The sequence below is a fragment of the Candidatus Rokuibacteriota bacterium genome, assembly GCA_030647435.1.
Classification (GTDB): Bacteria; Methylomirabilota; Methylomirabilia; order Rokubacteriales; family CSP1-6; genus AR37.
Window position 1 is genome coordinate 74,812 of the sequence record JAUSJX010000141.1, and the last position, 24,967, is coordinate 99,778.

26 protein-coding genes are annotated in these 24,967 nt (G+C 68.4%); 16 read left to right on the forward strand and 10 right to left on the reverse strand.

Annotated features, from left to right (window positions below; genetic code table 11):
• The first annotated feature begins 12 nt into the window (after positions 1–12).
• From Q7W02_25105 to Q7W02_25125, 5 genes are read left to right on the forward strand one after another with little or no spacing between them, the layout of a single operon-like run.
• Positions 13–1,263, forward strand: a complete 1,251-nt coding sequence (locus tag Q7W02_25105) for a branched-chain amino acid ABC transporter substrate-binding protein (protein ID MDO8479410.1) — start codon at positions 13–15, stop codon at positions 1,261–1,263.
• Positions 1,264–1,319: 56 nt separating this feature from the next.
• Positions 1,320–2,270 carry a branched-chain amino acid ABC transporter permease gene (locus Q7W02_25110; protein ID MDO8479411.1) on the forward strand — a complete coding sequence of 317 codons (951 nt, stop codon included), beginning with the start codon at positions 1,320–1,322 and terminating at the stop codon, positions 2,268–2,270.
• Positions 2,267–3,586: a branched-chain amino acid ABC transporter permease gene (locus tag Q7W02_25115; GenBank protein ID MDO8479412.1), complete on the forward strand. Its 1,320-nt coding sequence runs from the start codon at positions 2,267–2,269 to the stop codon at positions 3,584–3,586. Before Q7W02_25110 ends, Q7W02_25115 begins: the two co-directional genes overlap by 4 nt.
• On the forward strand, positions 3,583–4,386 hold the full coding sequence (locus Q7W02_25120) for an ABC transporter ATP-binding protein (protein ID MDO8479413.1): 804 nt from the start codon (positions 3,583–3,585) through the stop codon (positions 4,384–4,386). The genes Q7W02_25115 and Q7W02_25120 overlap by 4 nt, the downstream gene beginning before the upstream one ends.
• Entirely contained in the window at positions 4,386–5,081 is a 696-nt protein-coding gene (locus Q7W02_25125) for an ABC transporter ATP-binding protein (GenBank protein MDO8479414.1), read from the forward strand. The genes Q7W02_25120 and Q7W02_25125 overlap by 1 nt, the downstream gene beginning before the upstream one ends.
• Positions 5,082–5,104: 23 nt before the next feature.
• Here Q7W02_25125 and Q7W02_25130 read toward each other — a convergent pair whose 3' ends face one another.
• Positions 5,105–6,220, reverse strand: a complete 1,116-nt coding sequence (locus Q7W02_25130) for an FAD-binding oxidoreductase (protein ID MDO8479415.1) — start codon at positions 6,218–6,220, stop codon at positions 5,105–5,107.
• Positions 6,221–6,311: 91 nt separating this feature from the next.
• Here Q7W02_25130 and Q7W02_25135 point away from each other — a divergent pair, with 91 nt between their 5' ends.
• Genes Q7W02_25135 through Q7W02_25150 form a run of 4 tightly spaced genes read left to right on the forward strand, consistent with a single transcriptional unit; the run spans position 6,312 to position 9,927 of the window.
• Complete coding sequence (locus Q7W02_25135) at positions 6,312–6,752, forward strand: VOC family protein (GenBank protein ID MDO8479416.1); 441 nt, start codon at positions 6,312–6,314, stop codon at positions 6,750–6,752.
• Positions 6,753–6,759: 7 nt separating this feature from the next.
• A complete protein-coding gene (locus Q7W02_25140) occupies positions 6,760–7,803 on the forward strand; it encodes a TauD/TfdA family dioxygenase (GenBank protein ID MDO8479417.1) in 1,044 nt (347 codons plus the stop codon).
• Between the two features lie 15 nt (positions 7,804–7,818).
• Complete coding sequence (locus Q7W02_25145) at positions 7,819–8,865, forward strand: methyltransferase domain-containing protein (GenBank protein MDO8479418.1); 1,047 nt, start codon at positions 7,819–7,821, stop codon at positions 8,863–8,865.
• Between the two features lie 21 nt (positions 8,866–8,886).
• On the forward strand, positions 8,887–9,927 hold the full coding sequence (locus Q7W02_25150) for a cyclase family protein (protein MDO8479419.1): 1,041 nt from the start codon (positions 8,887–8,889) through the stop codon (positions 9,925–9,927).
• A 10-nt stretch (positions 9,928–9,937) separates the two neighbouring features.
• On the opposite strand, the gene Q7W02_25155 is transcribed toward Q7W02_25150, so the two are convergent.
• The 8 genes from Q7W02_25155 to Q7W02_25190 all read right to left on the reverse strand — a co-directional run bounded on the left by Q7W02_25155 (position 9,938) and on the right by Q7W02_25190 (position 16,442).
• Entirely contained in the window at positions 9,938–10,471 is a 534-nt protein-coding gene (locus tag Q7W02_25155) for a carboxymuconolactone decarboxylase family protein (GenBank protein MDO8479420.1), read from the reverse strand.
• A gap of 15 nt (positions 10,472–10,486) precedes the next feature.
• Positions 10,487–11,116, reverse strand: a complete 630-nt coding sequence (locus tag Q7W02_25160) for a pyridoxamine 5'-phosphate oxidase family protein (protein ID MDO8479421.1) — start codon at positions 11,114–11,116, stop codon at positions 10,487–10,489.
• 45 nt (positions 11,117–11,161) lie between these two features.
• Positions 11,162–11,875 (reverse strand): ABC transporter ATP-binding protein, encoded by a 714-nt coding sequence (locus Q7W02_25165; protein MDO8479422.1) that lies wholly within the window; start codon positions 11,873–11,875, stop codon positions 11,162–11,164.
• Between the two features lie 2 nt (positions 11,876–11,877).
• Positions 11,878–12,639: an ABC transporter ATP-binding protein gene (locus tag Q7W02_25170; GenBank protein ID MDO8479423.1), complete on the reverse strand. Its 762-nt coding sequence runs from the start codon at positions 12,637–12,639 to the stop codon at positions 11,878–11,880.
• 8 nt (positions 12,640–12,647) lie between these two features.
• The gene (locus Q7W02_25175) at positions 12,648–13,526 is read right to left on the reverse strand and encodes a branched-chain amino acid ABC transporter permease (GenBank protein ID MDO8479424.1); all 879 of its coding nucleotides are present in this window, start codon (positions 13,524–13,526) and stop codon (positions 12,648–12,650) included.
• 1 nt (position 13,527) lies between these two features.
• A complete protein-coding gene (locus tag Q7W02_25180) occupies positions 13,528–14,412 on the reverse strand; it encodes a branched-chain amino acid ABC transporter permease (protein ID MDO8479425.1) in 885 nt (294 codons plus the stop codon).
• 21 nt (positions 14,413–14,433) lie between these two features.
• Positions 14,434–15,558, reverse strand: a complete 1,125-nt coding sequence (locus tag Q7W02_25185; GenBank protein ID MDO8479426.1) for an ABC transporter substrate-binding protein — start codon at positions 15,556–15,558, stop codon at positions 14,434–14,436.
• Positions 15,559–15,674: 116 nt separating this feature from the next.
• Positions 15,675–16,442: an SDR family oxidoreductase gene (locus Q7W02_25190; protein MDO8479427.1), complete on the reverse strand. Its 768-nt coding sequence runs from the start codon at positions 16,440–16,442 to the stop codon at positions 15,675–15,677.
• A 192-nt stretch (positions 16,443–16,634) separates the two neighbouring features.
• On the opposite strand from Q7W02_25190, the gene Q7W02_25195 reads away from it, so the two are divergent.
• On the forward strand, positions 16,635–17,693 hold the full coding sequence (locus Q7W02_25195; GenBank protein ID MDO8479428.1) for a cache domain-containing protein: 1,059 nt from the start codon (positions 16,635–16,637) through the stop codon (positions 17,691–17,693).
• Positions 17,694–17,708: 15 nt separating this feature from the next.
• The gene (locus Q7W02_25200) at positions 17,709–18,323 is read left to right on the forward strand and encodes a hypothetical protein (GenBank protein ID MDO8479429.1); all 615 of its coding nucleotides are present in this window, start codon (positions 17,709–17,711) and stop codon (positions 18,321–18,323) included.
• Between the two features lie 145 nt (positions 18,324–18,468).
• Here Q7W02_25200 and ettA read toward each other — a convergent pair whose 3' ends face one another.
• Positions 18,469–20,145 carry an energy-dependent translational throttle protein EttA gene (gene ettA, locus Q7W02_25205; GenBank protein MDO8479430.1) on the reverse strand — a complete coding sequence of 559 codons (1,677 nt, stop codon included), beginning with the start codon at positions 20,143–20,145 and terminating at the stop codon, positions 18,469–18,471.
• A gap of 95 nt (positions 20,146–20,240) precedes the next feature.
• Here ettA and Q7W02_25210 point away from each other — a divergent pair, with 95 nt between their 5' ends.
• From Q7W02_25210 to Q7W02_25230, 5 genes are read left to right on the forward strand one after another with little or no spacing between them, the layout of a single operon-like run.
• Positions 20,241–21,041, forward strand: coding sequence for an ABC transporter ATP-binding protein (locus Q7W02_25210; protein ID MDO8479431.1), 801 nt, complete (start codon positions 20,241–20,243; stop codon positions 21,039–21,041).
• Positions 21,041–21,754 (forward strand): ABC transporter ATP-binding protein, encoded by a 714-nt coding sequence (locus Q7W02_25215; protein ID MDO8479432.1) that lies wholly within the window; start codon positions 21,041–21,043, stop codon positions 21,752–21,754. The genes Q7W02_25210 and Q7W02_25215 overlap by 1 nt, the downstream gene beginning before the upstream one ends.
• A 17-nt stretch (positions 21,755–21,771) precedes the next feature.
• On the forward strand, positions 21,772–22,653 hold the full coding sequence (locus tag Q7W02_25220) for a branched-chain amino acid ABC transporter permease (GenBank protein MDO8479433.1): 882 nt from the start codon (positions 21,772–21,774) through the stop codon (positions 22,651–22,653).
• Between the two features lie 3 nt (positions 22,654–22,656).
• Positions 22,657–23,673 carry a branched-chain amino acid ABC transporter permease gene (locus tag Q7W02_25225; protein MDO8479434.1) on the forward strand — a complete coding sequence of 339 codons (1,017 nt, stop codon included), beginning with the start codon at positions 22,657–22,659 and terminating at the stop codon, positions 23,671–23,673.
• A gap of 23 nt (positions 23,674–23,696) precedes the next feature.
• Entirely contained in the window at positions 23,697–24,902 is a 1,206-nt protein-coding gene (locus Q7W02_25230) for an ABC transporter substrate-binding protein (protein MDO8479435.1), read from the forward strand.
• The last annotated feature ends 65 nt before the right edge of the window (positions 24,903–24,967 follow it).

The window sequence follows — 24,967 nt, forward strand, 5'->3', positions numbered from 1 at the left end:
AGGAGGTCCACGATGTCCAGGGCGAAGAGCGTGCTCAGCGGTATCCTCGTGCTCGCGGTGGTCGGCGGGCTGGCGTCAGGGGCGATGTCGGCCGATCCCATCCGGGTGGCCTACGTCGATCCGCTTTCGGGGCCGTTCGCGGCGACCGGCGAGAACGGACTCAAGCAGTTCCGCTTCGCCGCGGACCAGATCAATCGCGCGGGCGGCGTGCTCGGCCGGCAGATCGAGATCGTGCCCTTCGACAACAAGGTCAGCCCGCAGGAGAGCCTGATCCAGCTCAAGAAGGTCATCGGTGACGGGATCCCCTTCGTCTTCCAGGGCAACAGCTCGGGCGTGGCCCACGCCATCTCGGACGCGGTCCTCAAGCACAACGAGCGCAATCCGGGCAGCCGCGTCCTCTATCTGAACTACTCAGCCGTCGACCCCGCGCTCACGAACGAGAAGTGCCACTACTGGCACTTCCGCTTTGACGCCCACGCCGACATGAAGATGGCGGCGCTGACCGACGTCATCAAGGCCAAGACCAAGATCAAGAAGATCTACGTCATCGGCCAGGACTACTCGTTCGGGAAGGCGGTGGCCGAAGCCGCCGTCAGCATGCTCAAGGCCAAGCGGCCCGACATCCAGATCGTCGGCAACGAGCTGCACCCGATCGGCAAGGTGCTGGACTTCTCGCCGTACGTACAGAAAATCCTCGCCTCCGGCGCCGACGCCGTCATCACCGGCAACTGGGGCGCCGACATGGTGAACCTGGCCAAGGCCGCCAACGACGGTGGGTTGAAGGTGCCTTTCTACACCTACTACGCGGCCTCCGACGGCGTCACCGCCGCCATCGGCGCCGCCGGCATCGACCGCATCCGGCTCGTCCACGAGACCAACCCCGGCAACCCGAGCGCGCCCAAGGCGTTGGGCGACTACATCACGGGGTACAAGAAGGTGAACCACGAGGGCGACGTCAACCAGCCCCGCATCAACACGGGCGTCAACATGCTCGCCCTGGCCATCAAGAAGGCGGGCACCGTGGACGTCGACAAGGTGGCCGCCGCCCTCGAGGGCATGGAGTGGACCACGCTGGGCGGCGATCAGGTCGTCATGCGACGCGAGGATCACCAGCTCCAGATGCCCATCTACATCTCCGTGCACACCAACAAGGGCATCACCTACGACTTCGACAACTCCGGCTTTGGGCTGTCGCTCGAGAGCAAGATCGATCGTGCGAAGGCCACGCAGCCCACGACCTGTAAGATGGCGCGGCCGGGCTAGCCCCGGTCGGGCGGAGCCCGCTGGCCCGGCCGGCGGGCTCCGCACAGCGCGCCACGATGTTCGAGCTCGTCTTCTTCTCCCTGCTGAACGGCCTCGTCTTCGGCCTGCTCCTGTTCATGCTGTCGAGCGGGCTCACGCTCATCTTCGGCATGATGGGGGTGCTGAACTTCGCCCACGCCGGCTTCTACATGCTGGGGGCCTACTTCGGGTACGCGTTCGGCCGCGCCGTGGGCTTCGGGCCGGCGCTGGTGATCGCGCCGCTGCTGGTGGGCGCCCTGGGGGTGCTCGTCGAGCGCTACGGGCTGCGCCGCGTGCATCGGTTCGGGCACGTGCCCGAGCTGATCTTCACGTTCGGCGTCGCCATCGTCATCGAGGAGCTGGTGCCGCTCGTCTGGGGACGGCCCGCCAAGAGTTACGAAATCCCCAAGGCCCTCGACTTCGCGCTGTTCCACCTCTTCCACGGCAGCTTCCCGGCCTACAAGGCGTTCATGCTCGCCGTGTCCGTCGCGATCTTCCTGTTCCTCTTCGCGGCCTTCATGCGCACGCGGGCCGGCCTCATCATCCAGGCCTCGCTCACGCATCCTGGGATGGTGGCCATGCTCGGGCACAACGTCCCCCGCGTCTTCATGGTCGTCTTCGGCATCGGCTCGGCGCTCGCCGGACTGGCCGGCGTCATCGCCGGCCCCGTGCTGGGCACGTTCCCAGGTATGGCGCAGGTGCTCGGCAGCATCGTGTTCGTGGTGGTGGTGGTCGGCGGCCTCGGCTCGCTCACCGGCGCGCTGGTGGCCTCGCTACTCATCGGTATTCTTCAAACCTTCGCGGTGGCGCTCAACGTCTCGGTGGGCAGCGCGCTGATCGCGCTGGGCGTGCCGATCGACGCGGGCGGGGCGCTGCACGACCTGTGGCGTATCACGGTCGCCCAGGTGGCGCCGATCATGCCGTATTTCCTGCTGGTGTTCATCCTCATCGTGCGGCCCACCGGGCTCTTCGGGACGCGGGAGACGTGAGCGTCCCCGCCACCGCGCGTCCGCTCGAGGCGATGGCGCCCGCGCGGACCCGATGGATGCGCCGCTCCGCGGTCTGGCTGGCCGCGGCCGCGCTGCTGGCGGCGCTTCCCCACGTCGTGCGGACCTCCGCGGCCGTGCCCGTGATGAACCAGATGGGCATCGCGATCGTGTTCGCCCTGAGCTACAACATGCTCCTCGGCCAGGGCGGCATGTTATCTTTTGGTCACGCCGTGTACTTCGGGCTCGGCGGCTTCATCGCCGCGCACGTCCTCAATCTGGCCGGCCAGGGCGTCGTGTACCTCCCCGTGCCGCTGCTGCCGCTGGTCGGCGGGCTCGGCGGCCTCTGCTTCGCCGCGCTCTACGGCAGCTTCTCGACTCGAAGGGCCGGCACCGTCTTCGCGATGATCTCGCTCGGGGTGGGCGAGATGATGGCCGCCTCCGCGCTCATCTTCGACAAGTTCTTCGGCGGCGAGGAGGGGATCACGGCCAACCGGACGAAGGCGCCGCTGCTCCTGGGCCTGCACTTTTCGACCGATCGCCAAGTGTACTACCTGATCGCCTTCTGGGTGCTTGTGGCCGCCGCGCTGATGTACGCGTTCTCGCGGACGCCGGTGGGGCGCATGGCCAACGCCGTGCGCGACAATCCGGAGCGCGCGGAGTTCGTCGGCTACAGCGCGCAAACCGTCCGCTTCATCGCGTTCTGTGCCGCCGGCTTCTTCGCCGGCGTGGCGGGCGGGCTCTTCGCGGTGAACTACGAGATCCTCACCGCGGCGAACATGGGCCTCGCGGCCTCGGGCGCCGTGCTGCTCATGACGTATATCGGCGGCATCGGCTCTTTCGTCGGCCCCATCCTCGGCGCGATACTCTTCACGTTCCTCCAGTCGATGCTGAGCGACTACACGGGGATCTGGCTCCTCTACCTCGGCCTCCTGTTCCTAGCCACCGTCCTCTTCGTGCCGGCGGGGCTGGCGGGGGCGCTGATGATGCACGCGCCCGCGTGGCGGGCCGGCCGCCTGCGGCGCCTCGTCGGCCCGTACCTCGTCGCCGCGCTCGCCGCGCTCGTGGCCGCCGTGGGCGTCATCGGGCTCCTCGAGATGGTGCACTTCCTCGTCACCGCGTCACCGGCCATCACCACCAAGCGCCTGTTCTGGACGGCCGTCCCCGTGCGCACGCTCTTGCCCTGGCTCGCCTTCGTCGCGCTCACCGCGGCGGGGGCGCTGGCGCTGCGGTGGGCGGCCCCCCGTGCCGCCAACGCGCTCGCCGAGGCGAGCCGCCCGGCGCCCGCATCCGCAGGAGGAGGTGAGCGGCGGCCGTGAGCGCCTCGCGAGCGCGCCGCGAGCCGACGCTTCAACGGCCCGGAACACCGCCGGCGATCGAGCTGGTCGACGTCCGCAAGGCCTTCGGTCCCACGCTGATCATCCGCGGCGTGAGCCTCGCCATCGAGGCGGGCACGCGGCAGGCCCTCATCGGTCCTAACGGCGCTGGTAAATCGACGCTCTTCAACTTGATCACCGGCAAGTACCCCGTCTCGGGCGGGCGCATCCGGCTCAGGGGCGAGGACATCACCGGGCGGCGTCCCTACGAGGTCAACCGCCGGGGACTGAGCCGCTCCTTCCAGGTGACGAACATTTTCCCCTGGCTGAGCGTCTTCGAGAACGTGCGGTGCAGCGTGCTGTGGTCGCTGGGCTACCGCTATTCGTTCTGGCACTGGGTGGACGCGGCGCGCGAGGTGCGGGAACGCACCGAGACGGTGCTCGAACAGCTCAACCTCGCGGCGCGGCGTCACATACCGGCCGGCCTCCTGTCCTACGCCGAGCAGCGCGCGCTGGAGATCGGCATCACCATCGCGGGTGGCGCCGACGTGATCCTGCTCGACGAGCCGACCTCGGGCATGAGCCGCAGCGAGACCGAGCAGGTCGTCCAGCTCATCCGCCAGGTGACGGCGGGCAAGACGCTGCTCATGGTGGAGCACGACATGAGCGTCGTCTTCGACCTCGCCGACCGGATCGCCGTGCTCGTGTACGGCGAGGTCATCGCGCACGACACGCCCGCGCGCATCCGCGCGAGCGCGGCCGTGCAGGAGGCATACCTCGGCGTGCCCCAGGGCGCGGGCTGATGCTGGCCGTCAGCGACCTGCACGCTTTCTACGGCAAGAGCCACATCCTGCACGGCGTGAGCCTGTGTGTTGACGAGGGCGAGATCGTGAGCCTGCTCGGCCGCAACGGCGTCGGCCGCTCGACGACCATCAAGGCAATCATGGGCGACGTCCGGGCGCAGGGCTCCGTGCGCTTCCGCGACGAGGAGCTGGTCGGGCTGCCGCCGCACGTGATCGCCCGGAAGGGCCTGGGCTACGTGCCCGAGAACCGGGACATTTTCCCCGGACTCACCGTGCGAGAGAATCTCCTCCTCGGCAGGAAGTCCACGAAGCAGACCGGGCGGTGGAGCTACGACGACGTCTTCGAGCTCTTCCCGCTCCTGCGGGAGCGCGCCGACGTGCTGGGCGGCGTGCTCTCGGGCGGCGAGCAGCAGATGCTGACCATCTGCCGGACACTGATGGGCGATCCCGAGCTCATCATGATCGACGAGCCCACCGAGGGCCTCGCGCCCCGATTGGTGGAGCTCGTCAGCGGCCTGCTCGAGCGCATCGCCGCGCGGGGCGTCTCCATCCTGCTGGTCGAGCAGAAGCTCACGATCGCGCTCCGTATCAGCCGCCGGCTCTACGTGATGGGCCACGGCCGCATTGTCTTCGAAGGCACGCCGGAGGACCTGCGCGCCAACGCGGCGGTGCGCAAGGAATGGCTCGAGGTCTGACGGCGGGCCTGCTTCGGCAGCCGCTAGAAGCGGCCGAGCCTCAAGTCGGCGATGTCGAGGCTGGTGCGCCCCGTCGTGAGGAGCTCGGCGACCATCTCGCCGGCCGCGGGCGAGTGCTGGAAGCCGTGGCCGCAAAAGCCGATGGCGAGATAGAGCCCCTCGATGCCCGGCGCCCAGTCGAGGATGCCGCGGCCGTCGGGCGTGAGCGGCCGCAGTCCCGCCCAAGCATGGCGGATCTGGGCGTGCTCGAGCGCCGGCATGCGGCGCACCGCCTTCTCCACCGTCTCCTCCAGCACGCCCCAGTCCACGCTCGCCGTGTACTCCGTGTGCGCCCCGATGTCGCCCGGGCTCATCAGGATCGCGCCCTGCTCGCTCCGGCAGTAGAAGCCCGACGTGATGTCGGTCACGAGCGGCATCGGGTGTCTAATCTCCGTGAAACTGTCGGTGACGAAGATGTGGCGTTTCCGGGGGTCGACCGGCAGATCCAGCCCCACCATCTTCCCGACCAGCGGCGCTTGCGGCCCGGCGGCGTTGATCACGAGCCGCGTCTCGATCCGTCCCGCCGGCGTCACGACCGCGCCGACCTTCCTGCCGTCGTCGAGTTCGATCCCCGTCACCGGCGTTTCCTCGAAGAACCTGACCCCGCCCGCCCGGGCGCGGGCCGCGTAGGCCTGGACCACGTCGTTGGGCGAGGCGTAGCCGTCCGTCGGGCCCCAGACGGCCGCGACCGCGTCGTCCACGCGAAGGCCAGGCACGATGGCCTTCGCGTCATCGGGAGCGATCATTCTCACGTCGGCGCCCATGCTTTGCTGGAGCGCTACGTTGGTGCGAAAGCGCGCGACGTCCTTCTCGCTCGACAGGATGAAGAGGTAGCCCTCCTGGCGGAAGTCGCACGGCACGCCCATCTCGTCCTCGAAGCGCTTGAAGAAGGCGATGCCCCGCAGGGAGAACTCGATCTCGACGCGCGTGGCGAACTGCACCCGGATACCGCCCGCGGCCTTGCTCGTCGAGCCCGAGCCGATCGCCTCGCGCTCGAGCACCACGACGTCGCCGGCGCCGCGCTTCGAGAGGTGGTAGGCGATGCTCGAGCCGATGGCGCCCGCGCCGATGATGACGATGTCGGCCGTCCGCGGCAGCATGGTGTTTCAGTATACGGACGTCGCCGGTCTGGGGCGCGTGCTATTATCCCGCCCGCCGAGGCCGCCGCTCTCGGCCAGGGGGACAGCGACCATGCGCATCCTCGGCATCGACCACATCGGCATCGCGTCGGGGGATCTCGGGAAGCACATCGAGATCTTCGGCGACAAGCTCGGCCTCGAGATCCACGGCTTCGAAGAGAAGGACCCCTACGGAGGGCTGCGCGCGGCCTTCGCGCGCGTGGGCGATACCGACTTCGAGATCCTCGAGGACCGCGTGCCCGACGGCGACCAGAAGGTGATCGACCAGCGCGACATCGCGAAGTTCGTCGCCCGGCGCGGCCAGGGCCTCCACCACATCGCACTCCGCGTGGCCGACATCGAAGAGGCCATGCGTGACGCCAGGGCCGCGGGTCTCACTGTCATCGACGAGACGCCGCGTCCCGGCGCGCGAGGCTCGAAGATCGCCTTCCTCCATCCGAAGTCCACGGGCGGCATCCTCATCCATTTCGTGGAACGTCCCGATCGTGGCTGACGCACCGATGCCGCCCGGGCGCATCGAAGGCCCGTCGGCCTGGCGCGGCCCCGACATGGCCAAGTCGGAGGAATGGCTCTACCGGCTCTCCACGGACGAGATCGCCGAGCTCGACCAGGCGCTCGAGCGCACCCGCACGCGCGGCCTCGACATCATCGGGATCACGCGCGAGGACTTCCCCCTGCCCCGACTGGGCCCAGTCCTCGACGGCATCCACCGCGAGCTGCTCCACGGCCGCGGCTTCGTCCTGCTCCGCGGCGTGCCCGTCGGGCGCTACTCGATCGCCGAAGCCGCGACGGTCTACTGGGGCATCGGCACGTACTTCGGCCGCGCGCTCTCGCAGAACGCCAAGGGCCACGTCCTCGGCCACGTGCGCGACCTCGGCTACAACCCAGACGACCCCAACGTCCGCATCTACCAGACGACGGAGCGCCAGTACTTCCACACGGATTCGTGCGACCTCGTGGGCCTCCTCTGCCTGCGCCAGGCGCGCTCCGGTGGACTCTCCGCCATCATCAGCTCGGTCAGCGTCTTCAACGTGATGCTGGCGCGCCGTCCCGACCTCCTGCCCGTCCTCTTCGAACCCTTCGAGACAGACAGACGCGGGGAAGTCCCGGCGGGCATGAAGCCCTACTTCGCGGTGCCCGTCTTCAACTGGCACGCGGGGCGCTTGTCCACCATCTACGTGCGGCGCTACATCGAGTCCGCCCGGCGTTTCCCCGAGGTGCCGCCGCTCACCGCGCGCCAGGTCGAAGCGCTCGATGTATTCGACTCGCTGCTGGAAGACCGCGATCTCAACCTCTTCATGGACTTCGAGCCGGGCGACATCCAGCTGCTGCACAACCACCAGATCCTCCACGACCGGACGGGTTACGTCGACTGGCCCGAGCCCGCGCGCAAGCGCCACCTCCTGCGCCTCTGGCTCTGCCCGCCCGACGGCCGCCCGCTGCCGGACTGCTTCGCGCCGCGCTACGGCAGCGTCGAGATCAGCCGTCGCGGGGGCATCCTCGTCCCCGGCACCACGCTCAGCGTGCCCCTCGAGCCCTGCTAGACTGGAGAGATCACAATGGACGAGACCAAGCTGCACGCGTTCATGGGCAAGTTCGTCACCGACATGGGCGGCGCCCTCATGATGGCCGTGGTCCTGATCGGCGAGGAGCTCGGGCTGTACAAGGCCATGGCCGACGGCCGGGCGGTCAGCGCCGACGCGCTGGCCGCCCGGTGCCGCTGCAATCCCCGCCTCGTGCGCGAGTGGCTCGACGCCAACGCGGCCGCCGGCTACCTGGAGCACGCGGACGGCGGCTACCGCCTTCCGCCGGAGCAGGCGATGGCCCTCGCCAACGAGAACTCTCCGGTCTTCGTCGCCCCCGGGACCAACGTCGTCGGCGCCTGCTTCACCGACATCGACAAGGTGCTCGACGCGTTCCGGGGAGACGGCGGCCTGCCCTGGGGCCAGCACCACCACCGGCTGTTTCACGGGACAGAGAAGTTCTTCAGGCCGGGGTACAAGGCCCGCCTGACCACCGCGTGGCTGCCGGCCCTGGACGGGATCGTGGTCAAGCTCGAGGCCGGCGCCAAGGTCGCCGACGTCGGCTGCGGCCACGGGGCGTCGACGATCATCATGGCAGGGGCGTACCCGAAGTCGCGCTTCTTCGGCTTCGACATCCACGCGCCGTCCGTCGAGGTGGCCCGCACCCGCGCGGCGGAAGCCGGCGTCGCAGACCGTGTCACATTCACGGCCGCCGCGGCCAAGGGCTACGCCGAGCGGGGATTCGACCTGATCTGCTTCTTCGACTGCCTGCACGACATGGGCGATCCGGTCGGCGCCGCCCGCCACGCCCGCCAGGCCCTCAGCGACGACGGCACGATCATGCTGGTCGAGCCGTTCGCCGGCGACAGCGTGGCGGACAACTCGAATCCCGTGGGGCGGCTGTACTACGCCGTGTCCAGCATGATCTGCACGCCCAATTCCCTGTCGCAGGAGGTCGGGCTCGGCCTCGGCGCGCAGGCCGGTGAGCGCCGCCTCGCCGCGGTCATGGCCGAGGCCGGCTTCAGCCGCTTTCGCCGGGCGACAGAGACCCCGTTCAACCTGATCCTCGAGGCGCGCAAGTAACGGAGGAGGTCACGAGAGCCGATGGCAACTTCTCGATGGAAGCACCGCCCGGAAGGATCCACCTGGGGAGACTTCGGCCCCGACGACCAGATCGGGCGCTTGAATCTGATCACGCCCGAGAAGGTCAAGCAGGGCGTGGCCGAGGTGCGCGAGGGCCGCACGTTCTGTCTCAGCCTCCCGCTCGACTACCCGGGCGGCGCCGTGCTCAACCCGCGGCGCACCCCGCCCGTCCTCTCGGCGACGGGCACCGAAGAGAGACCGCGCTACAACATGCCGCTGTCCGTCTACAACCCGCTGCACACCGACGTGGTCTGTGACGACCGCGTGCTGCTGACGCTCCAGTATTCCACGCAGTGGGACAGCCTCTGCCACGTCGGCGCCCACTTCGACGCCGACGGCGATGGTAAGGCCGAGCCGCTGTTCTACAACGGCCACCGCGCCAACGTGGACGTGGTCGGTCCCATCGACTACCGCACGGGCGAGAAGACGACGGAGCCCATCGGCGCGCGCCGGCTGGGCGTCGAGAACATGGCGGCGCACGGCATCCAGGGGCGCGGCGTCTTGGTGGACCTTCACGCCCACTTCGGCGCCGAGCGGAAGATGGTGAGCCGCGACGACCTGCTGCGCGTCATGGACCAGGACAAGGTGGTCGTCGAGAAGGGCGATATGCTGCTGCTTCACTCGGGGTTCAGCCAGGCCATCCTCGACATGAAGCGGAATCCCGACGGCGAGAAGCTCGCCTCGTCCTACGCCGTGCTCGACGGCCGCGACGATGCGCTCCTGCAATGGATCACCGACAGCGGCATCGCGTCCCTCATCGCCGACAACTACGGCGTCGAGGCCGTGCCGTCGCGCCCCGGCGGCCCCGCGCCGCACGCGGGACTGCCCCTCCACCAGCACTGCCTCTTCAAGCTCGGGGTCAACCTCGGCGAGATGTTCTACCTGACGGAACTCGCGGCCTGGCTCCGCCAGCACAAGCGCAGCCGCTTCCTCCTGACCGCGCCGCCGCTCCGGCTTCCCGGCGCCGTCGGATCACCCGCGACGCCCATCGCGACGGTCTGAGAAGGAGCGCCTAGCCCAGATCGGGCTCGATGCGGAGGCCGTTGTTGAAGCGGTTGGTGAAGTTCGCCATGCAGGTCACCAGGGCCAACTCGACGATCTGGTCTTCTGTGAAGTGCCGCTTGAGCTCGCCGACCGCCATGTCGCGCAGGCCGGCGCCCGCCGCACGCGTCATCCGCTCGGCGTAGAGCAGTACGGCTTTCTCCTTCTCGTCGAAGAGCGGACTCCGCTCGTAGAACGTCAGGGCCCCGATCTGCTCGCCGGTAATCCCGGCCCGCTTCACCGCCGGCGTGTGCGCGCGGGAGCAGTACTCGCAGCCGTTCAGGTGCGAGGTCTTGAGATAGGCCAGCTCCTTGTATCGGGCTTCGAGGGTGCCCTCGTTCATCACCGAGGCATAGAGCGGCAGGAAGTTCTTCAGCGCTCGGGGATGGTGAGCCATGACGCCGTAGAAGTCCGGCACGCGCCCGGCCCGCTTCGTCAAGCCGTCGTACACGGCCTGCAACTCGGCAGGCGCCTTCTCCCTGGGGATCGGATCTACGACGGCCATGCAGAGCCTCCTCTGTCAGTACAGCCCGTCGCGGACCCGTTTGTCCAGGTCGCGGGCGTAGTCGGTGACCGACGCCGCGCTGCGCGCGGTCGGCACCTGGTCCCAGAGCATCTGGGCGAAGGACGGGAGCTTCTGCGGCTCGGCCCAGGTTGACGGGTCCCACAGGCTCGAGCGGAGGAAGGCCTTGGGACAGTGGAGATACGCCTCCTCGACCACGACGCCGAGCGCGACCCTGGGGAGCTTGCCATGCATGGCCAGGCGCGCCAGGATCTCCTCGTCGCGGATGATCGAGGCTCTTCCGTTGACGCGCAGCGTGTCCCCGCGCCCGGGCACGAGGAAGAGCATCCCGATATGCGGGTTCTCGAGGATGTTGGTCATTCCATCGGTGCGGTTGTTGCCGGGGCGGTCGGGCACGACCAGATGCGTGTCGTCCAGGACCCGCACGAAGCCCGGCGCGTCGCCCTTGGGGGAGACGTCGCACTGCCCCGCGGCGTTGGAGGTCGCGAGCAGCACGAAGGGCGAGGCCGCGATGAACGCGCGCGAGTGCTCGTCGAGGGACGAGTGGCACTTGAGGACGGCCCGCTCGCTCGGCTCGCCGAAGATGGCGCGCAGCTCCTGCTTCGAAGTCACGACGTCCTTGAACATGTTCCCACCTCCTGTCGCGATGCTAGCACGGCCGGTCGGGCGTCGTCAGTAGAGCTCCCACCAGGAGTCCTGCGCGGCCAGGAGCTCGGCGGCCGGCTTCTCGAGCACGATGCGCCCCGATTTCATCACGTAGGCGCGGCCCGCCATGCCGAGCGCCGTCTTGATGTTCTGCTCAACCAGCACGATGGCCGTGCCGAAGCGCCGGTTGATCTGGACCGCCGTCTCCAGCACGCGCCGGACGAGCACCGGCGCGAGCCCGATGGACGGCTCGTCCATCATCATGAGACGCGGTCGCTGCATGAGGGCCGTGCCCACGGCGACCATCTGCTGCTGGCCGCCCGACATGGTGCCCACGCGCTGGCCGCGGCGCTCGGCGAGCATCGGGAAGAGCTCGAGGACCTCGTCCATGCGCTGGAGGGCGCCGGTCCGGTCGCCCTGGGTGTAGGCGCCCAGCATGAGGTTCTCGACCACGCTCAGGTCGGGGAAGACGCCGCGTCCCTGCGGCACGAGCGCCAGCCCGCGCTTCACGTTGGCGGCGGGGTCGCCGTTGCCCCACTCCTCGCCGGCGAAGCGCACGCTGCCCGCCCGCGCGGGCAGGAGGCCCAGCACCGTCTTGAGCGTGGTGGACTTGCCGGCGCCGTTGTGGCCGAGGAGGGCGACGATCTCGCCCTCGCCCACGCGGAAGGACACGCCGTGCAGCACGGTCTTCTTCCCGTAGCCGGCTTCGAGGTCGCGGACGTCGAGCAGCGTCTCGGTCACGATCACGCCCCGAAGTAGATCTCGGTCAACGCCGGGTCGCGCGTGATCTGCTCGGCCCGGCCCCGCGCCATGACGCGCCCCTGGTGGAGGAAGACGACTTCGTCCGACAGCTGCGAGATCAGCTCCATGTTGTGCTCGATGAGGAGCACGGTCTTGCCGTGCTCGACAAGGCGGCGAACCATCGGCACGATCTTCTGGAGGGAGTCGGTATCGAGCCCCGAGGTGGGCTCGTCGAGCAGCAGGATCTCGGCGTTGGTGGCGAAGATGCGCGCCATCGAGAGAAGCTTCTGCTCGGGGTAGGCCAGGTCCTCGGCCAGCTCGTGGGCGCGGCCGGCCAGGGCGAAGAAATGCAGCACCTCCATGGCGCGCTCGCGCGCGGCGGCCTCCTCGGCGCGCACGCGCCCCGGGCGCAGGAAGAGCGTCAAGACGTTCTCTCCGAGCGGCGTCCGGCAGCCCAGCAGCACGTTCTCGAGCACGGTCATCTTGCCCCAGAGCCTGAGGTGCTGGAAGGTGCGCACGACGCCGCGCGCCTCGACCTGGTGGGGGGCGAGCCCCAGGAGCTCCTCGCCCTTGTAGCGGATCGAGCCGCCGTCGGCGCGCAGGAAGCCGGTGATCAGGTTGAACACCGTGGTCTTCCCCGCCCCGTTCGGGCCGATGAGGCCCGTGATCAGGCCGGGCGGCACTTCGAAGCTGCACTCCTCCACGGCGTGGATACCGCCGAAGGCCTTGGACACCTTCTCGATCGTCATGATGGGCGCGGCCATGGGCGGCCTCAGGCGCTCTTGGCCCGCGCGCGGCCCAGGATGCCCTCGGGGCGCACGAACATGAAGAGGATGAGGAGCCCGCCGTAGAGGATCTGGCGCATGGGCGCCGCCACCGTGTCGGGAATGGCCAGGAACTTGAGCGCCTCCGGCACGGCCAGCAGGATGAAAGCGCCCACGACAGGCCCGGCCAGACGCTCGGTGCCGCCCAGGATAACGAGGGACATGATGAAGATGGACTCGTCGAGGGTGAACGAGCTCGGGTTGATATAGGTGATGTAGTGCGCGTAGAGGCTGCCGCCCAGCGCCCCCAGCGCCGAGGAGATGGTGGTGATGACGATCTTGACGAGCACCACGTTTTTGCCCGTGGCCTGCGCGGCGATCTCGTCCTCGCGCACGGCGCGCAGCGTCCGGCCGAAGGCCGAGCCGGTCAGCCGGCGGCAGATGGCGTACGTCAGCGCCGCCAGCGCCAGCGAGAGGACCACGTACTTGAACGGGTTGTCGATCACGAGCCCGAAGACGCGCGGCCGCGGGATGCCGGCCAGCCCCGCATGTCCGTTGGTCAGGTCGGTCCAGTTCATGAACACGGTCAGGATCACGACCTGGAGGCCGAACGAGGCGACGATGTAGTAGTCGCCCGCGACGCGGAGCGACGGGATGCCCACGAGCGCCGCTGCGCAGGCGCCCGCGACGGCGGCGACCACGAGCCCACCCCAGAAGCCCAGCCCCAGCTTGAGGGCCACGAGCGCCGAGGCGTAGGCCCCGATGCCGTAGACGGCCGCGTGCGCCAGCGAGAAAATGCCCGCGTAGCCCACCAGCAGGTTGAGCGAGACGGCGAGGATCGTGTAGATGCCCACCATCACGAGATAGTGGGCGACGTAGGCCGCCACGTCAGATCTCCGCAGAGTGGATCGTGCGGCCGAAGAAGCCGCGCGGCCGTACGAGGATGAAGACGAGGAAGACGCCGAAGCTGATGGCCGACTGCCACTCCGACGGCAGCTTCCATATGCCGAGGTTCTCCAGCAGGCCCAGGAAGAGGCCGCCGAGCATCGCCCCCGGGATCGAGCCGATGCCGCCCATGATGACGCCCACCGAGGCCAGCAGCACGAACCGCGTGCCGCGGAACGGCTCGGCGCCCACGTCCATGGCGACCAGGATGCCGGCGGGCGCGGAGATGGCCGAGCCGATGGCGTAGGTGAGGAGGTGGACCTTCCCCAGGTTGATGCCCACGGTGCGCGCCATCTCCGGGCTGCTCGACACGGCACGGATGGCCTGGCCCCACCGGGACCACTTGAGGAAGGCCGCCAACAGCCCGTAGCCGGCGACGACGAGGACGACCGTCAGGATGTGCAGGTAGGTGAGGAAGACGGGCCCGATGATGACGGCGGTGCTGAGCGAGCCGATGTCCATCCGCATGGGATCGGGCGTGAAGACGATGGCAAGCACGTTCTCCAGCACGATCAGGAGCCCCAGCGAGGAGATGAAGATGCTCGTGCGGAATGCGCCGCGCTTCTCGAGCTGCTGGTAGACGAGAAGGTCGATCAGGAGCCCGGTGGCGGCCGCCGCCAGGACGGCGGCGGCGACCGCCGCGAGCAGGGGCAGGTGCAGGAGCTTCTGCCCGACGTAGGCGTAGTAGGCCGCCAGCGCGAAGACCGCGCCGTGGGCCACATGGAAGTGCAGCGTCGTCCCGTAGATCAGCCCCCAGCCGAGCGCGCAGAGGGCGTAGAGGCTGCCCACCACGAGCCCGGTGGCGAGGAGCTGGAGGACGAGGTCCACGGCGCGGCCGGCCTCCCGCGCCTAGGGGTTGGCCTTGAGGGTCTTCTCCACCTCGACCTTCCCGCCCTTGAGCACGCCCACCTCGATGTCCATGATGGCGGCGTGGTTGGGCTGGAAGACGAGCTTGCCCGAAATCGTGTCGAAGGCCTTGAGCGACTCGATGGCGTTCTTGACCCCCTCGCCGTCGAGCTTGCCGCCGCTCTTCTTCATCGCCTCCTCGGCCGCGCGGGCGAAGATCTTCGTGCCGCTGTAGTACTGGACCGCGAAGAAGCCCGCGTCGGTCTTGTACCTGTCCTTGAACTTGCGGGCGAAGGGCGAGTCGGGATTGAAGGGCAGGCGTGTGACCAGCATCCCTTCCGCGCCCTTGGACTTGAACACCTCCGGAATCAGGATCCAGGAGGTCGCTGCCATGGGGAGCGTGATGCCGAGCTCGCGGGCCTGATCCGCGATGATGGCCACGTTGCGCCCGTAGGAGGAGATGAACAGGAGGTCGCCGCCCGCGGCCTTGAGCTTGGCCAGCTGGGCGCGGAAGTCGTTGCCGTCGAGCGCCACCTGCTCCTCGGCCAGCACGCGGCCGCCGTCCGCGGTGAACTTCCCGCGGAAGGTCTTCGCCGCGTTGCGGCCTGCCTCGTCGTTGGCCACGATCACGACCGCCGCCTTGAACTTCTTCTCCTTGGTCAGCCAGTCGGCCAGCACGCCGACCTCGTTGGAGACAACGGGGATGTTGTTGTAGAGGTACTCCTTGTTGGCCAGGTTGTCGGACTGGCCGCCGCCGTTCATCATCACGACTTTGTTCTGGGCGCCGATGGGCTGGATCGCCAGCGTGGGCGCGGAGTACGAGGTGAGCGTGAAGGGGACCTTCTCGACCTCGACGAGGCGCCGCATGCCGTTGACGGCCTTGGAGGCGTCGGCCGCGTGGTCCTCGTAGATCACCTCGAGCTTCCGGCCGCCGATCCCGCCGGCCGCGTTGATCTCCTCCGTGGCCATCTCGGCGCCGCCCTTCATCCAGACGCCGTACGAGGCGCCCGAGCCGGTGAGCGGCAGGATGGCGCCGATCTTGACGGGCGGCTGCTGCGCATGGGCGGCCGCTGCCAGGGCAAGGGCAAGGGCAAGAACAGCGGTGAGGACGGGCACACGCTTGAGCATCGCAGGAGCCTCCTTGTTCACATGGCAGAACGGTTGGTCACGCCGCGGCAGCCGGAGCCTAGCGGCTCGGCCGGGGAAAGTCAAACCACTGGCGCCCGAGGAGGGCTGTCACCCGTCTAAACCACGCTCGCCATGCCGCCGTCGAAGTTGATGGCCGTGCCGGTGATGAACGCGGCGCGCGCCGAGACCAGGAAGGCCACGAGGTCGGCGAATTCTTCGGCTTCGCCAACGCGCCCGATGGGCACGCGCTTGGCGATGTCCTTGTAGAAGGCGTCGAGGTCGCCCTTGGCGCGGCGCTCCCACTGGGCGCTCTTGACCAGCCCGATACAGATCGTGTTCACGAGGATCTTGTCCGCCGCGTACTCGTTGGCGAGGGACTTGGTCAGGTTGATCCCGGCCGCGCGAGAGACGCTGGTCGGCAGCCCGCGGGCGGCCGGGGTCTTCGCGCCCAGGTTGGTGACGTTGATGATGCGCCCGCCGCCGCGCTTCTTCATGTGCGGGATGGAGAGCCGGCACAGGCGCACCGCCGACAACAGCTTGAGCTCCAGGTCGTGCACCCAGGCGTCGTCGTCCACCGCCTCGAAGGACGCGGCGGCCGAGGTGCCGGCGTTGTTGACGAGGATGTCCACCCCGCCCCACTCGCGCACGACCTCGCCGACGAATTTCTCGATCTGGTCCGCCTGGGTGACATCGACCGAGCGTGCCAGCACCTGCCCGCCCGCCGCGCGTATGCCCACCGCCGTGCTCTCGAGCACGTCGGGCCGCCGCGCGCAGATGGCCACGCGCGCCCCTTCGGCGGCGAGTCTCTGGGCGGCCGCGCGCCCGAGCCCTTCGCTTCCGCCCGTGATGATGGCCACCTTGCCGCCGAGTCCGAGATCGAGCATTGGGGTCTCCTTACTCTGTAGGCACATCCGGTGTCGCCGCCATGCCGGGCCCCTATGGGTCGTACCAGGGGGCCGTCCCGGAGGCGGTCACGCCTGCCACGAGCGCGATTATCCTACACGTTCTCATTTCTTGCTGGCGGCAGAGGCGGGGGCTATCCTGTTTGCCTCGATCCAACCGAGGAGAGCCCTCCCATGAAGCTGCGGCTGACTTTCGGCATCTTCCCCAAGCTCCTGCTGACCATGCTTGTGGTGACGCTGATCCCGCTGGGCGCCATCTGGTACCTCGACTACCGCGCCGAATCGGAGAGCCTCTCGCGTCAGATCGAGCAGCGCCTGAGCAGCCAGGCGGACACCATGGTCGGCTACGTGGATGCGTGGGTGGACATGAACGTGCGCATGCTGCGACAGAACGCGGCCCTCGACGACATGTCCTCGATGGACGCGAAGAAGCAGAAACCGCTCCTGCGCGCCATCGTCGCCGAGTACAAGTGGGTCTACCTCGCCTTCACCATCGCCCCCGACGGCAACAACATCGGGCGGAACGACGAGGAGGCGCCGCGCTTCTACGGCGACCGGGGCTACTTCAAGCAGGCCATCGAGGGGCGCCAGGTGGGCCAGGAGGTCGTCATCAGCCGCACGACGGGACAGCCCGCCGCCATCCTCTCGGTGCCGGTCTGGCGGCTCGACAAGGTCGTGGGCGTGCTCGCGGCGGGCACGAGCGTCACCGACGTCAGCACCACCATCACCAACGTGAAGATCGGCCAAAGCGGCTTCGTCTTCCTCGTGGACGACCAGGGCAAGGTCATCGCGCACCCGAGCGCGCGCGACAGCCTCAAGGCCCACCCCGCCGTCGCGGGGCTGGGCGCGGAGCCCAAGAGGCAGATCATCTTCGCGGAAGCCTCGCGCAAGCGGGTCATCGCCGTCGCCGAGAAGACGAAGTACGGCTGGACGCTCGTCGCCCTGCAGGACTACGACGAAGCCTACGCGCCTCTCGCCCTGGCCAACCGCAACGCGCTGATCCTGCTCGGCATCACGGTGCTCTTCGTTCTCCTGGTCTCCTACGCGCTGGCTAGCGGGCTGACCCAGCCCATCCGGAGGCTGACGCAGATCGCCGACGGGATCAGCCGCGGCAACCTGGGCGCCCGCATCGTCGAGACCAAGCGCTCAGACGAAATCGGCAGCCTCGCCCGTGCCATCGAGCGCCTGCGGGCGAGCGTCAAGCTGGCCGTGGAGCGGCTCGGCACCCGGTAGGCCGCAGGCGGCGCGATGAGCCCCACGCAGGCACCCATGTCCTACCGCCAGCTGATGACCGAGCTGGGCGCGCTGTGCGCCGCGAAGCGCACGGGCACCATGTTCATCGCCACCACGGACAACCACTCGGCGCGCATCGGATTGAGGCAGGGCGACATCGTCTCGCTGGTCTTCCGCACTCAGCGGGGTCTCGAAGCGCTCGACCACATCCGCAAGATCACGGCGGGACGCTTCAGCTTCTCCGATGCGGTGGTGGACAAGGGAACGTACGCCGACCTGCCCCACACGGCCGACCTGCTCGCGCTGCTGGTAGGCGAGGAGTCGCCGCTGCCTCCGCCGGCCCCCGCTCCCCCGCTTGCCGCCGCGCCGCGCGCTCCCGCGCCCGCCGCCGCGCAGCCGATCGACAACCCGCAGCTGGCGAGGGCGCAGGCGGTGATCGAGTCGGAGCTGACCGAGTTCGTCGGCCCCATCGCGCCACTGCTCTGCCGCGAGCACATCGCGCGTGCGGCCGCGGCGGGGCCGCCCTGGGACTGGGGCGAGCTGGTGGAGGCCGTGGCGCGCGAGATCGGCGACCGCGGCAAGGAAGACCGCTTCAAGCAGCAGGCGCTAGCGCGCCTCCGCGACCGCTAGCAGGCCTCTGGCTACGGCCGAAGGCGGCTGAGAAGGGTCCAGATGCGAGGCGGCGCCCGAAGGCCGCACGCGAGGCGTACTCCCTGTACGTTGAGCGTGCGGCCGAGGGCACCAACGAAGCAGATGGGCCCTTATCGGCCGCCTGCTAACGGGTGAGAGGTTTGTAGCGGAGGCGGTGGGGCTGGTCGGCGGCGGTGCCGAGGCGCTTCTTCCGGTCGGCTTCGTAGTCCTGGTAATTGCCCTCGAACCACTCCACGCGGCTGTCGCCCTCGAAGGCCAGCATGTGCGTAGCGATCCTGTCGAGGAACCAGCGGTCGTGGCTGATGACGACCGCGCAACCCGCGAAGGACAGGAGCGCGTCTTCCAGCGCCCGGAGCGTGTCGACGTCCAAATCGTTCGTGGGCTCGTCGAGGAGCAGCAGGTTGCCGCCCGCCTGGAGCAGCTTCGCCATGTGGACCCGGTTGCGCTCGCCGCCCGAGAGGTCGCCCACCTTCTTCTGCTGGTCGGCGCCCTTGAAGTTGAAGGAGGCGACGTAGGCGCGCGAGGCCATCTGCCGGCCGCCCAGCTGGAGCTGCTCGGCGCCGCCCGAGATCTCCTCCCACACGTTCTTCTTCCCGTCGAGCGAGTCCCGGCTCTGGTCCACGTAGGCGAGCCGCACCGTCTCTCCCACGCGGAGCTCGCCCTTGTCGGGCTTCTCCTGCCCCGTGATCATGCGGAAGAGCGTGGTCTTGCCCGCGCCGTTGGCCCCGATGACGCCGACGATGCCGCCGCGCGGCAGGCTGAAGGTCAAATCCTCGATCAGGAGCCGGTCGCCGTACCCCTTGAAGAGGTGCTCGGCCTGGACGACCACGTCGCCCAGGCGCGGCCCCGGCGGGATGATGATCTCCGCGGCTCCGTCCCGGTCCTTGCCCCCCTCGGCGAGCAGGGTCTCGTAGGCCTGCAGCCGCGCCTTGGACTTGGCCTGACGCGCGCGGGGCGACATGCGCACCCACTCGAGCTCGTGCTCGAGCGTGCGCTGGCGCGCTGATTCCTGCTTCTCCTCCGTTGCCAGGCGCTGCCTCTTCTGCTCGAGCCACGAGGAGTAGTTGCCTTCCCACGGGATGCCTGCGCCGCGGTCGAGCTCGAGGATCCAGCCGGCGACGTTGTCGAGGAAGTAGCGGTCGTGGGTGATGGCCACGACCGTGCCCGGGTAGTCCTTGAGGAAGCGCTCGAGCCAGGCGACGCTCTCCGCGTCGAGGTGGTTGGTCGGCTCGTCGAGCAGCAGCAGGTCGGGCTTCTGGAGCAGGAGGCGGCAGAGCGCCACGCGCCTGACCTCGCCGCCCGAGAGCGTCGTCACGTCCGCCTCGCCCGGTGGGCAGCGGAGCGCGTCCATGGCGATCTCCACCGTGCGGTCGAGGTCCCAGCCGTTCGCGGCCTCGATCGCGTCCTGCACTCGCGATTGCTCCTCGAGGACCTTCTCCATCTCCGCGGGATCCAGGGGCTCGCCCAGCTTGGCGTTGATCTCGTCGAAGCGGGTGAGGAACCCACGCACCTCGGCCACGCCGTCTTCCACGTTGCCGCGCACGTCCTTCGCCGCGTCGAGGTGCGGCTCCTGAGGCAGGTAGCCGGTACGCACGCCGTCGGCGGGCTTGGCCTCGCCCAGGAAATCCTGATCCACCCCCGCCATGATCTTGAGCAAGGTGCTCTTGCCCGCGCCGTTGGCTCCGAGCACGCCGATCTTGGCACCGGGGTAGAACGACAGCCAGATGCCCTTGAGGATCTCGCGCTTGGGCGGGACGATCTTTCGCAGATCCTTCATCGTGAAAATGAACTGGTGGGCCATAGGGTCTGGATTATACCGGGCGCCCCGTGGTTTTCATTGACAAACCGCCCCGGCCCCTCTATAAACAGGCCCCAACCCATGCATCCCCTGGAGCAATGACGCCACCTTCGAACCCGCCCAGCTTGGCAAGCCCGTCCATCCTGGCCGTCCGGGACGTCACCATGCGCTTCGGCGGCATCGTGGCGCTCGACGACGTGTCCTTCGACATGACGGCCGGCCAGATCGTGGGCCTGATCGGCCCCAACGGCGCCGGCAAGACCACGCTCTTCAACTGCCTGAGTCGCCTCTACTCGCCAACCCGCGGTGACATTTTCTTCGAGGGGCGCTCGATGCTGCGCGGCAACCCGCACCAGATCGCGGCACGAGGCGTCGGGCGCACCTTCCAGAACCTGGCCCTGTTCCCGACAATGACCGTGCTCCAGAACGTCATGGTCGGCGTCCACAGCCGCACGCGAAGCGACTTCCTGAGCAACGCGCTCCGGCTGCCGTGGGTCACTGCCGAGGAGCGTGCCATACGCAACGCCGCCATGGAGGTGATCGCCTTCCTCGACCTCGAGGATGTGGCCCAGCACCCCGCCGGGGGCCTGCCCTTCGGGACACTCAAGCGCGTCGAGCTTGCGCGGGCGCTCGCCGGCCGGCCCAAGCTCCTGCTCCTCGACGAGCCGGCGAGCGGGCTCAACCACGAAGAGGTTGCCGCGCTCGCCGAGCTCCTGCGGGCGATCCGCGATGCCCGGGGCGTCACCGTGCTGCTGGTCGAGCACCACATGGGCCTTGTCATGCAGGTCTCGGACAAGGTCGTCGTGCTCGATTTCGGCCGGAAGATCGCCGAGGGCTCACCGGCCAAGGTGCAGAAGAACACCGATGTGATCAAGGCCTACCTCGGGAGCGATGACTGATGCCCGCCCTGCTCGACGCCGAGGGCCTAGAGGCCTCGTACGGCTCGACCACGGTCCTTCACGGCATCGCCTTCGCCGTGGAGACCGGGGGCATCACGACCATCCTGGGCGCCAATGGCGCCGGCAAGACAACGACTCTGCGGGCGGTCTGCGGCATGGTCAAGACCGCCGGCGCCATCCGCTTCGACGGGCAGTCCATCCAGGGCAAGGCGACCGAGGACATCGTCCGGCTGGGGATCGCGCACGTGCCGGAAGGCCGGGGCACCTTCATGGCGCTGACCGTGGAGGAGAACCTGCGCCTGGGTGCCTATACCCGGCGGGACGCGGGCGGCCTGGCCGCCGAGTTCGAGCGCGTCTACGGCTACTTCCCCGTGCTCTCCGAGCGCCGGCGGCAGGCGGCGGGCACGCTCTCGGGCGGCGAGCAGCAGATGCTGGCAGTGGCGCGCGCGCTCATGTCCGGCCCGCGACTCCTGCTCCTCGATGAACCTTCGCTGGGGCTGGCGCCGCTGGTCACGCGGGAGATCTTCCGGATCGTCCGCACGATCAACCGCGAGGCGGGCGTCTCCGTGCTGCTGGTCGAGCAGAACGCCTCGATCGCCCTCGACCTGGCCGACCACGCCTACCTGATCGAGACAGGGCGCGTGGTCCTGTCCGGACCGGCCGGGGAGCTCCGGAAGGACGAGAACATTCGCCGGGCGTACCTCGGCTACTGACGGGAACCGGAGACCGCATGGACACGTTTCTTCAGCAGGTGGTGTCGGGGCTCGCGACGGGTGGCATCTATGCCAGCCTGGCCCTGGCTCTCGTCATGATCTACCAGGCGACCGACGTAGTGAACTACGCACAAGGTGAGATGGCCATGTTCAGCACCTACCTCGCGTGGTCGATGCTGAACCACGGGGTGCCCTACTGGGCCGCCTTCTTCGCGACGGTGGCGCTCGCTTTCCTGGGGGGCCTCCTGATCCACCGAATCGTCATCCGCCCGGTCCAGAATGCTCCCGTGCTCACCATCGTCATCGTCTGCATCGGGCTCCTGACCATCTTCAACAGCCTCGCCGGCTGGATCTACTCCTACATCATCCAGCCCTTCCCGAGCCCCTTCCCCAAGGAGCCGATCAAACTCGGGCGCATCGTCTTCAGCCCGCACGAACTGGGCGCCATCGGCGTCACCTTGATCATGCTCTTTCTCATCTGGGTCTTCTTCCGCTTCACCACGCTGGGGCTCGCCATGCGCGCCGCCGCCCAGAACCCGGCCTCGAGCCGCCTCTGTGGCATCCGCGTGTCCTGGATGCTGGCGCTCGGCTGGGGGCTGGCGGCCCTCGTGGGCGCGGTCGCCGGCATGATGGTGGCGCCCGTCATCTTCCTCGAACCCAACATGATGGGCGGCATCCTGATCTACGCCTTCGCCTCGGCGACGCTCGGCGGCTTCACGAGCCCGGTCGGCGCGGTGATCGGCGGCTTCCTGGTCGGCGTCATGGAGAATCTGGCGGGCACCTACATCTCCTTCATCGGCACGAGCCTGAAGCTCACCGTCGCGCTCGCGCTCATCATCGTCGTGCTGCTCGTTCGGCCGAGCGGACTCCTCGGCCGCGCCGTGATCCACCGGGTCTAGGGCATGCCTGACACGGCGGGCGCGGCGGGGGTGACGGTGGTCAAGGCGGCGACCGCGGCCGAGCGCCGCCCGAGTACCAGCCGGCTGGTCGGCCTGGGGCTCCTGCTGGCGGCCGCCTGCCTCCTGCCCTTCTCGCTGAGCCCCTTTCTCGTGTTCCAGTTCACCCAGGTGCTCGTCTACGCGATGGCGCTGCTCGGACTCAACATGCTGACGGGCTACAACGGCCAGATCTCGCTCGGGCACGGCGCCTTCTTCGCGCTCGGCGCCTATACGACGGCCATCATGATCGACCGCTGGCACGTGCCCTATGGCTGGACGCTGCCGGTGGCGGGGGTGATCTGCCTCGTCGTGGGCTTCCTCTTCGGCATCCCGGCGCTCCGACTGGAAGGACTTTATCTGGCGCTCGCCACCTTCGCGCTGGCGCTGGCCGTGCCCCAGATCCTCAAGTACTTCGACGGATGGACCGGGGGCTCGCAGGGGATCGTCCTCTCCAAGCCCAAGGCGCCGTGGGGCCTGCGGCTCAACCCCGACCAGTGGCTCTACTTCCTTGCGCTCTTCGTGGCTGTCGTCCTCTTCGCGCTCGCGTGGAACCTCCTGCGCGGGCGCATCGGGCGGGCCATCGTCGCCATCCGCGACAACCCCATCGCCGCGGAGGCGATGGGCATCAACAGCGCGCTCTACAAGTCGCTGATCTTCGGCGTGAGCGCGGCCTACACCGGCATCGCCGGCGCAATAAGCGCGCTGGCGGTCGCCTTCGTCGCCCCCGATACCTACAACGTGTTCCTGTCTATCACGTTCCTCGTCGGCATCGTGATCGGGGGGCTCGCCTCGATCTCGGGAGCGATCTACGGCGGCTTCTTCACCCAGTTCGTCCCGAACTACGCACAGACCATCTCCAAGGCCGCGCCGTGGGCCATCTACGGCGTCGTGCTCATCGCCTGCATGTACGTCATGCCGCGCGGGGTCGCCGGCACACTCCGGCTGCTCTGGGCGCGCATGCGGCAGCGCGGGCGGGGCTAACCACACAGCAACAGGAGGACACCATGAAGAGACTCGCACTGATTCTGGCGCTCCTGGCAGCGCTCGGGCTGCCGGCCTCGCAGGCGCAGGCGGCCGACCCCGGCGTGACCGCGACGGAGATCAAGATCGGCCACACCAACCCGTACAGCGGCGGCGCCTCGGCGTACGGCACCATCGGCAAGGCCATCGGCGCCTACTTCAAGAAGGTCAACGAGGAGGGCGGCATCAACGGGCGCAAGATCAACTTCATCAGCTACGACGACGGCTACAGCCCGCCCAAGACCGTGGAGATGGTGCGCAAGCTGGTCGAGCAGGACCAGGTGCTGTTGGTCTTCCAGCCGCTTGGCACGCCGTCAAACACGGCTATCCAGAAGTACCTGAACGAGCAGAACGTGCCCCATCTCTTCGTGGCCACGGGCGCCACCAAGTGGGGCAACCCGAAGGACTTCCCGTGGACCATGGGCTGGCAGCCGAACTACCAGACCGAGGGAAAGATCTACGCGGCCTACCTGCTCAAGAACATCCCCAACGCAAAGGTCGGCATCCTCCTCCAGAACGACGACTACGGCAAGGACTACGTCAAGGGCTTCAAGGACGGGCTGGGCGACGCCGCCAAGAAGCTCATCGTGATGGAGCAGACCTACGAGGTGACGGACCCCACGGTGGACTCCCAGATCGTCAACCTCAAGGGCAGCGGCGCCAACGTCTTCTTCAACGTGACGACACCAAAGTTCGCGGCGCAGGCCATCAAGAAGGCGCACGAGATCGGCTGGAAGCCGGTGCACTTCGTAAACAACGTGTCGGCCTCGGTGGGCGCCGTGCTCAAGCCGGCCGGGCTCGACGCCTCCAAGGACCTGATCACGGTCCTGTACTTCAAGGATCCGACCGATCCCCAGTGGAAGAACGACAAGGGCTACAAGGACTGGCTCGCCTTCATGCAGAAGTACTACCCGGACGGGAACGTGACGGACGGCTTCAACGTCTACGGCTACTTAGTGGCGCAGACCCTGGTCCACGTGCTCAAGCAGAGCGGCAACGACCTCTCGCGGGCCAACGTGATGAAGCAGGCCGCGAGCATCAAGAACCTCGAGCTACCGATGCTGCTGCCGGGCATCAAGGTCAACACGAGCCCGACGGACTTCTACCCGATCGAGCAGGAGCAGCTCGCGAAGTTCAACGGCGAAATCTGGCAGCTCTTCGGCGAGATCTACGACGCCAGCAAGAAGTAAGCGGTCAGCCTGGACCTGAAGCGCGACGGCCGGCGGGGATACCCCCGCCGGCCGTTGTGTTCTTT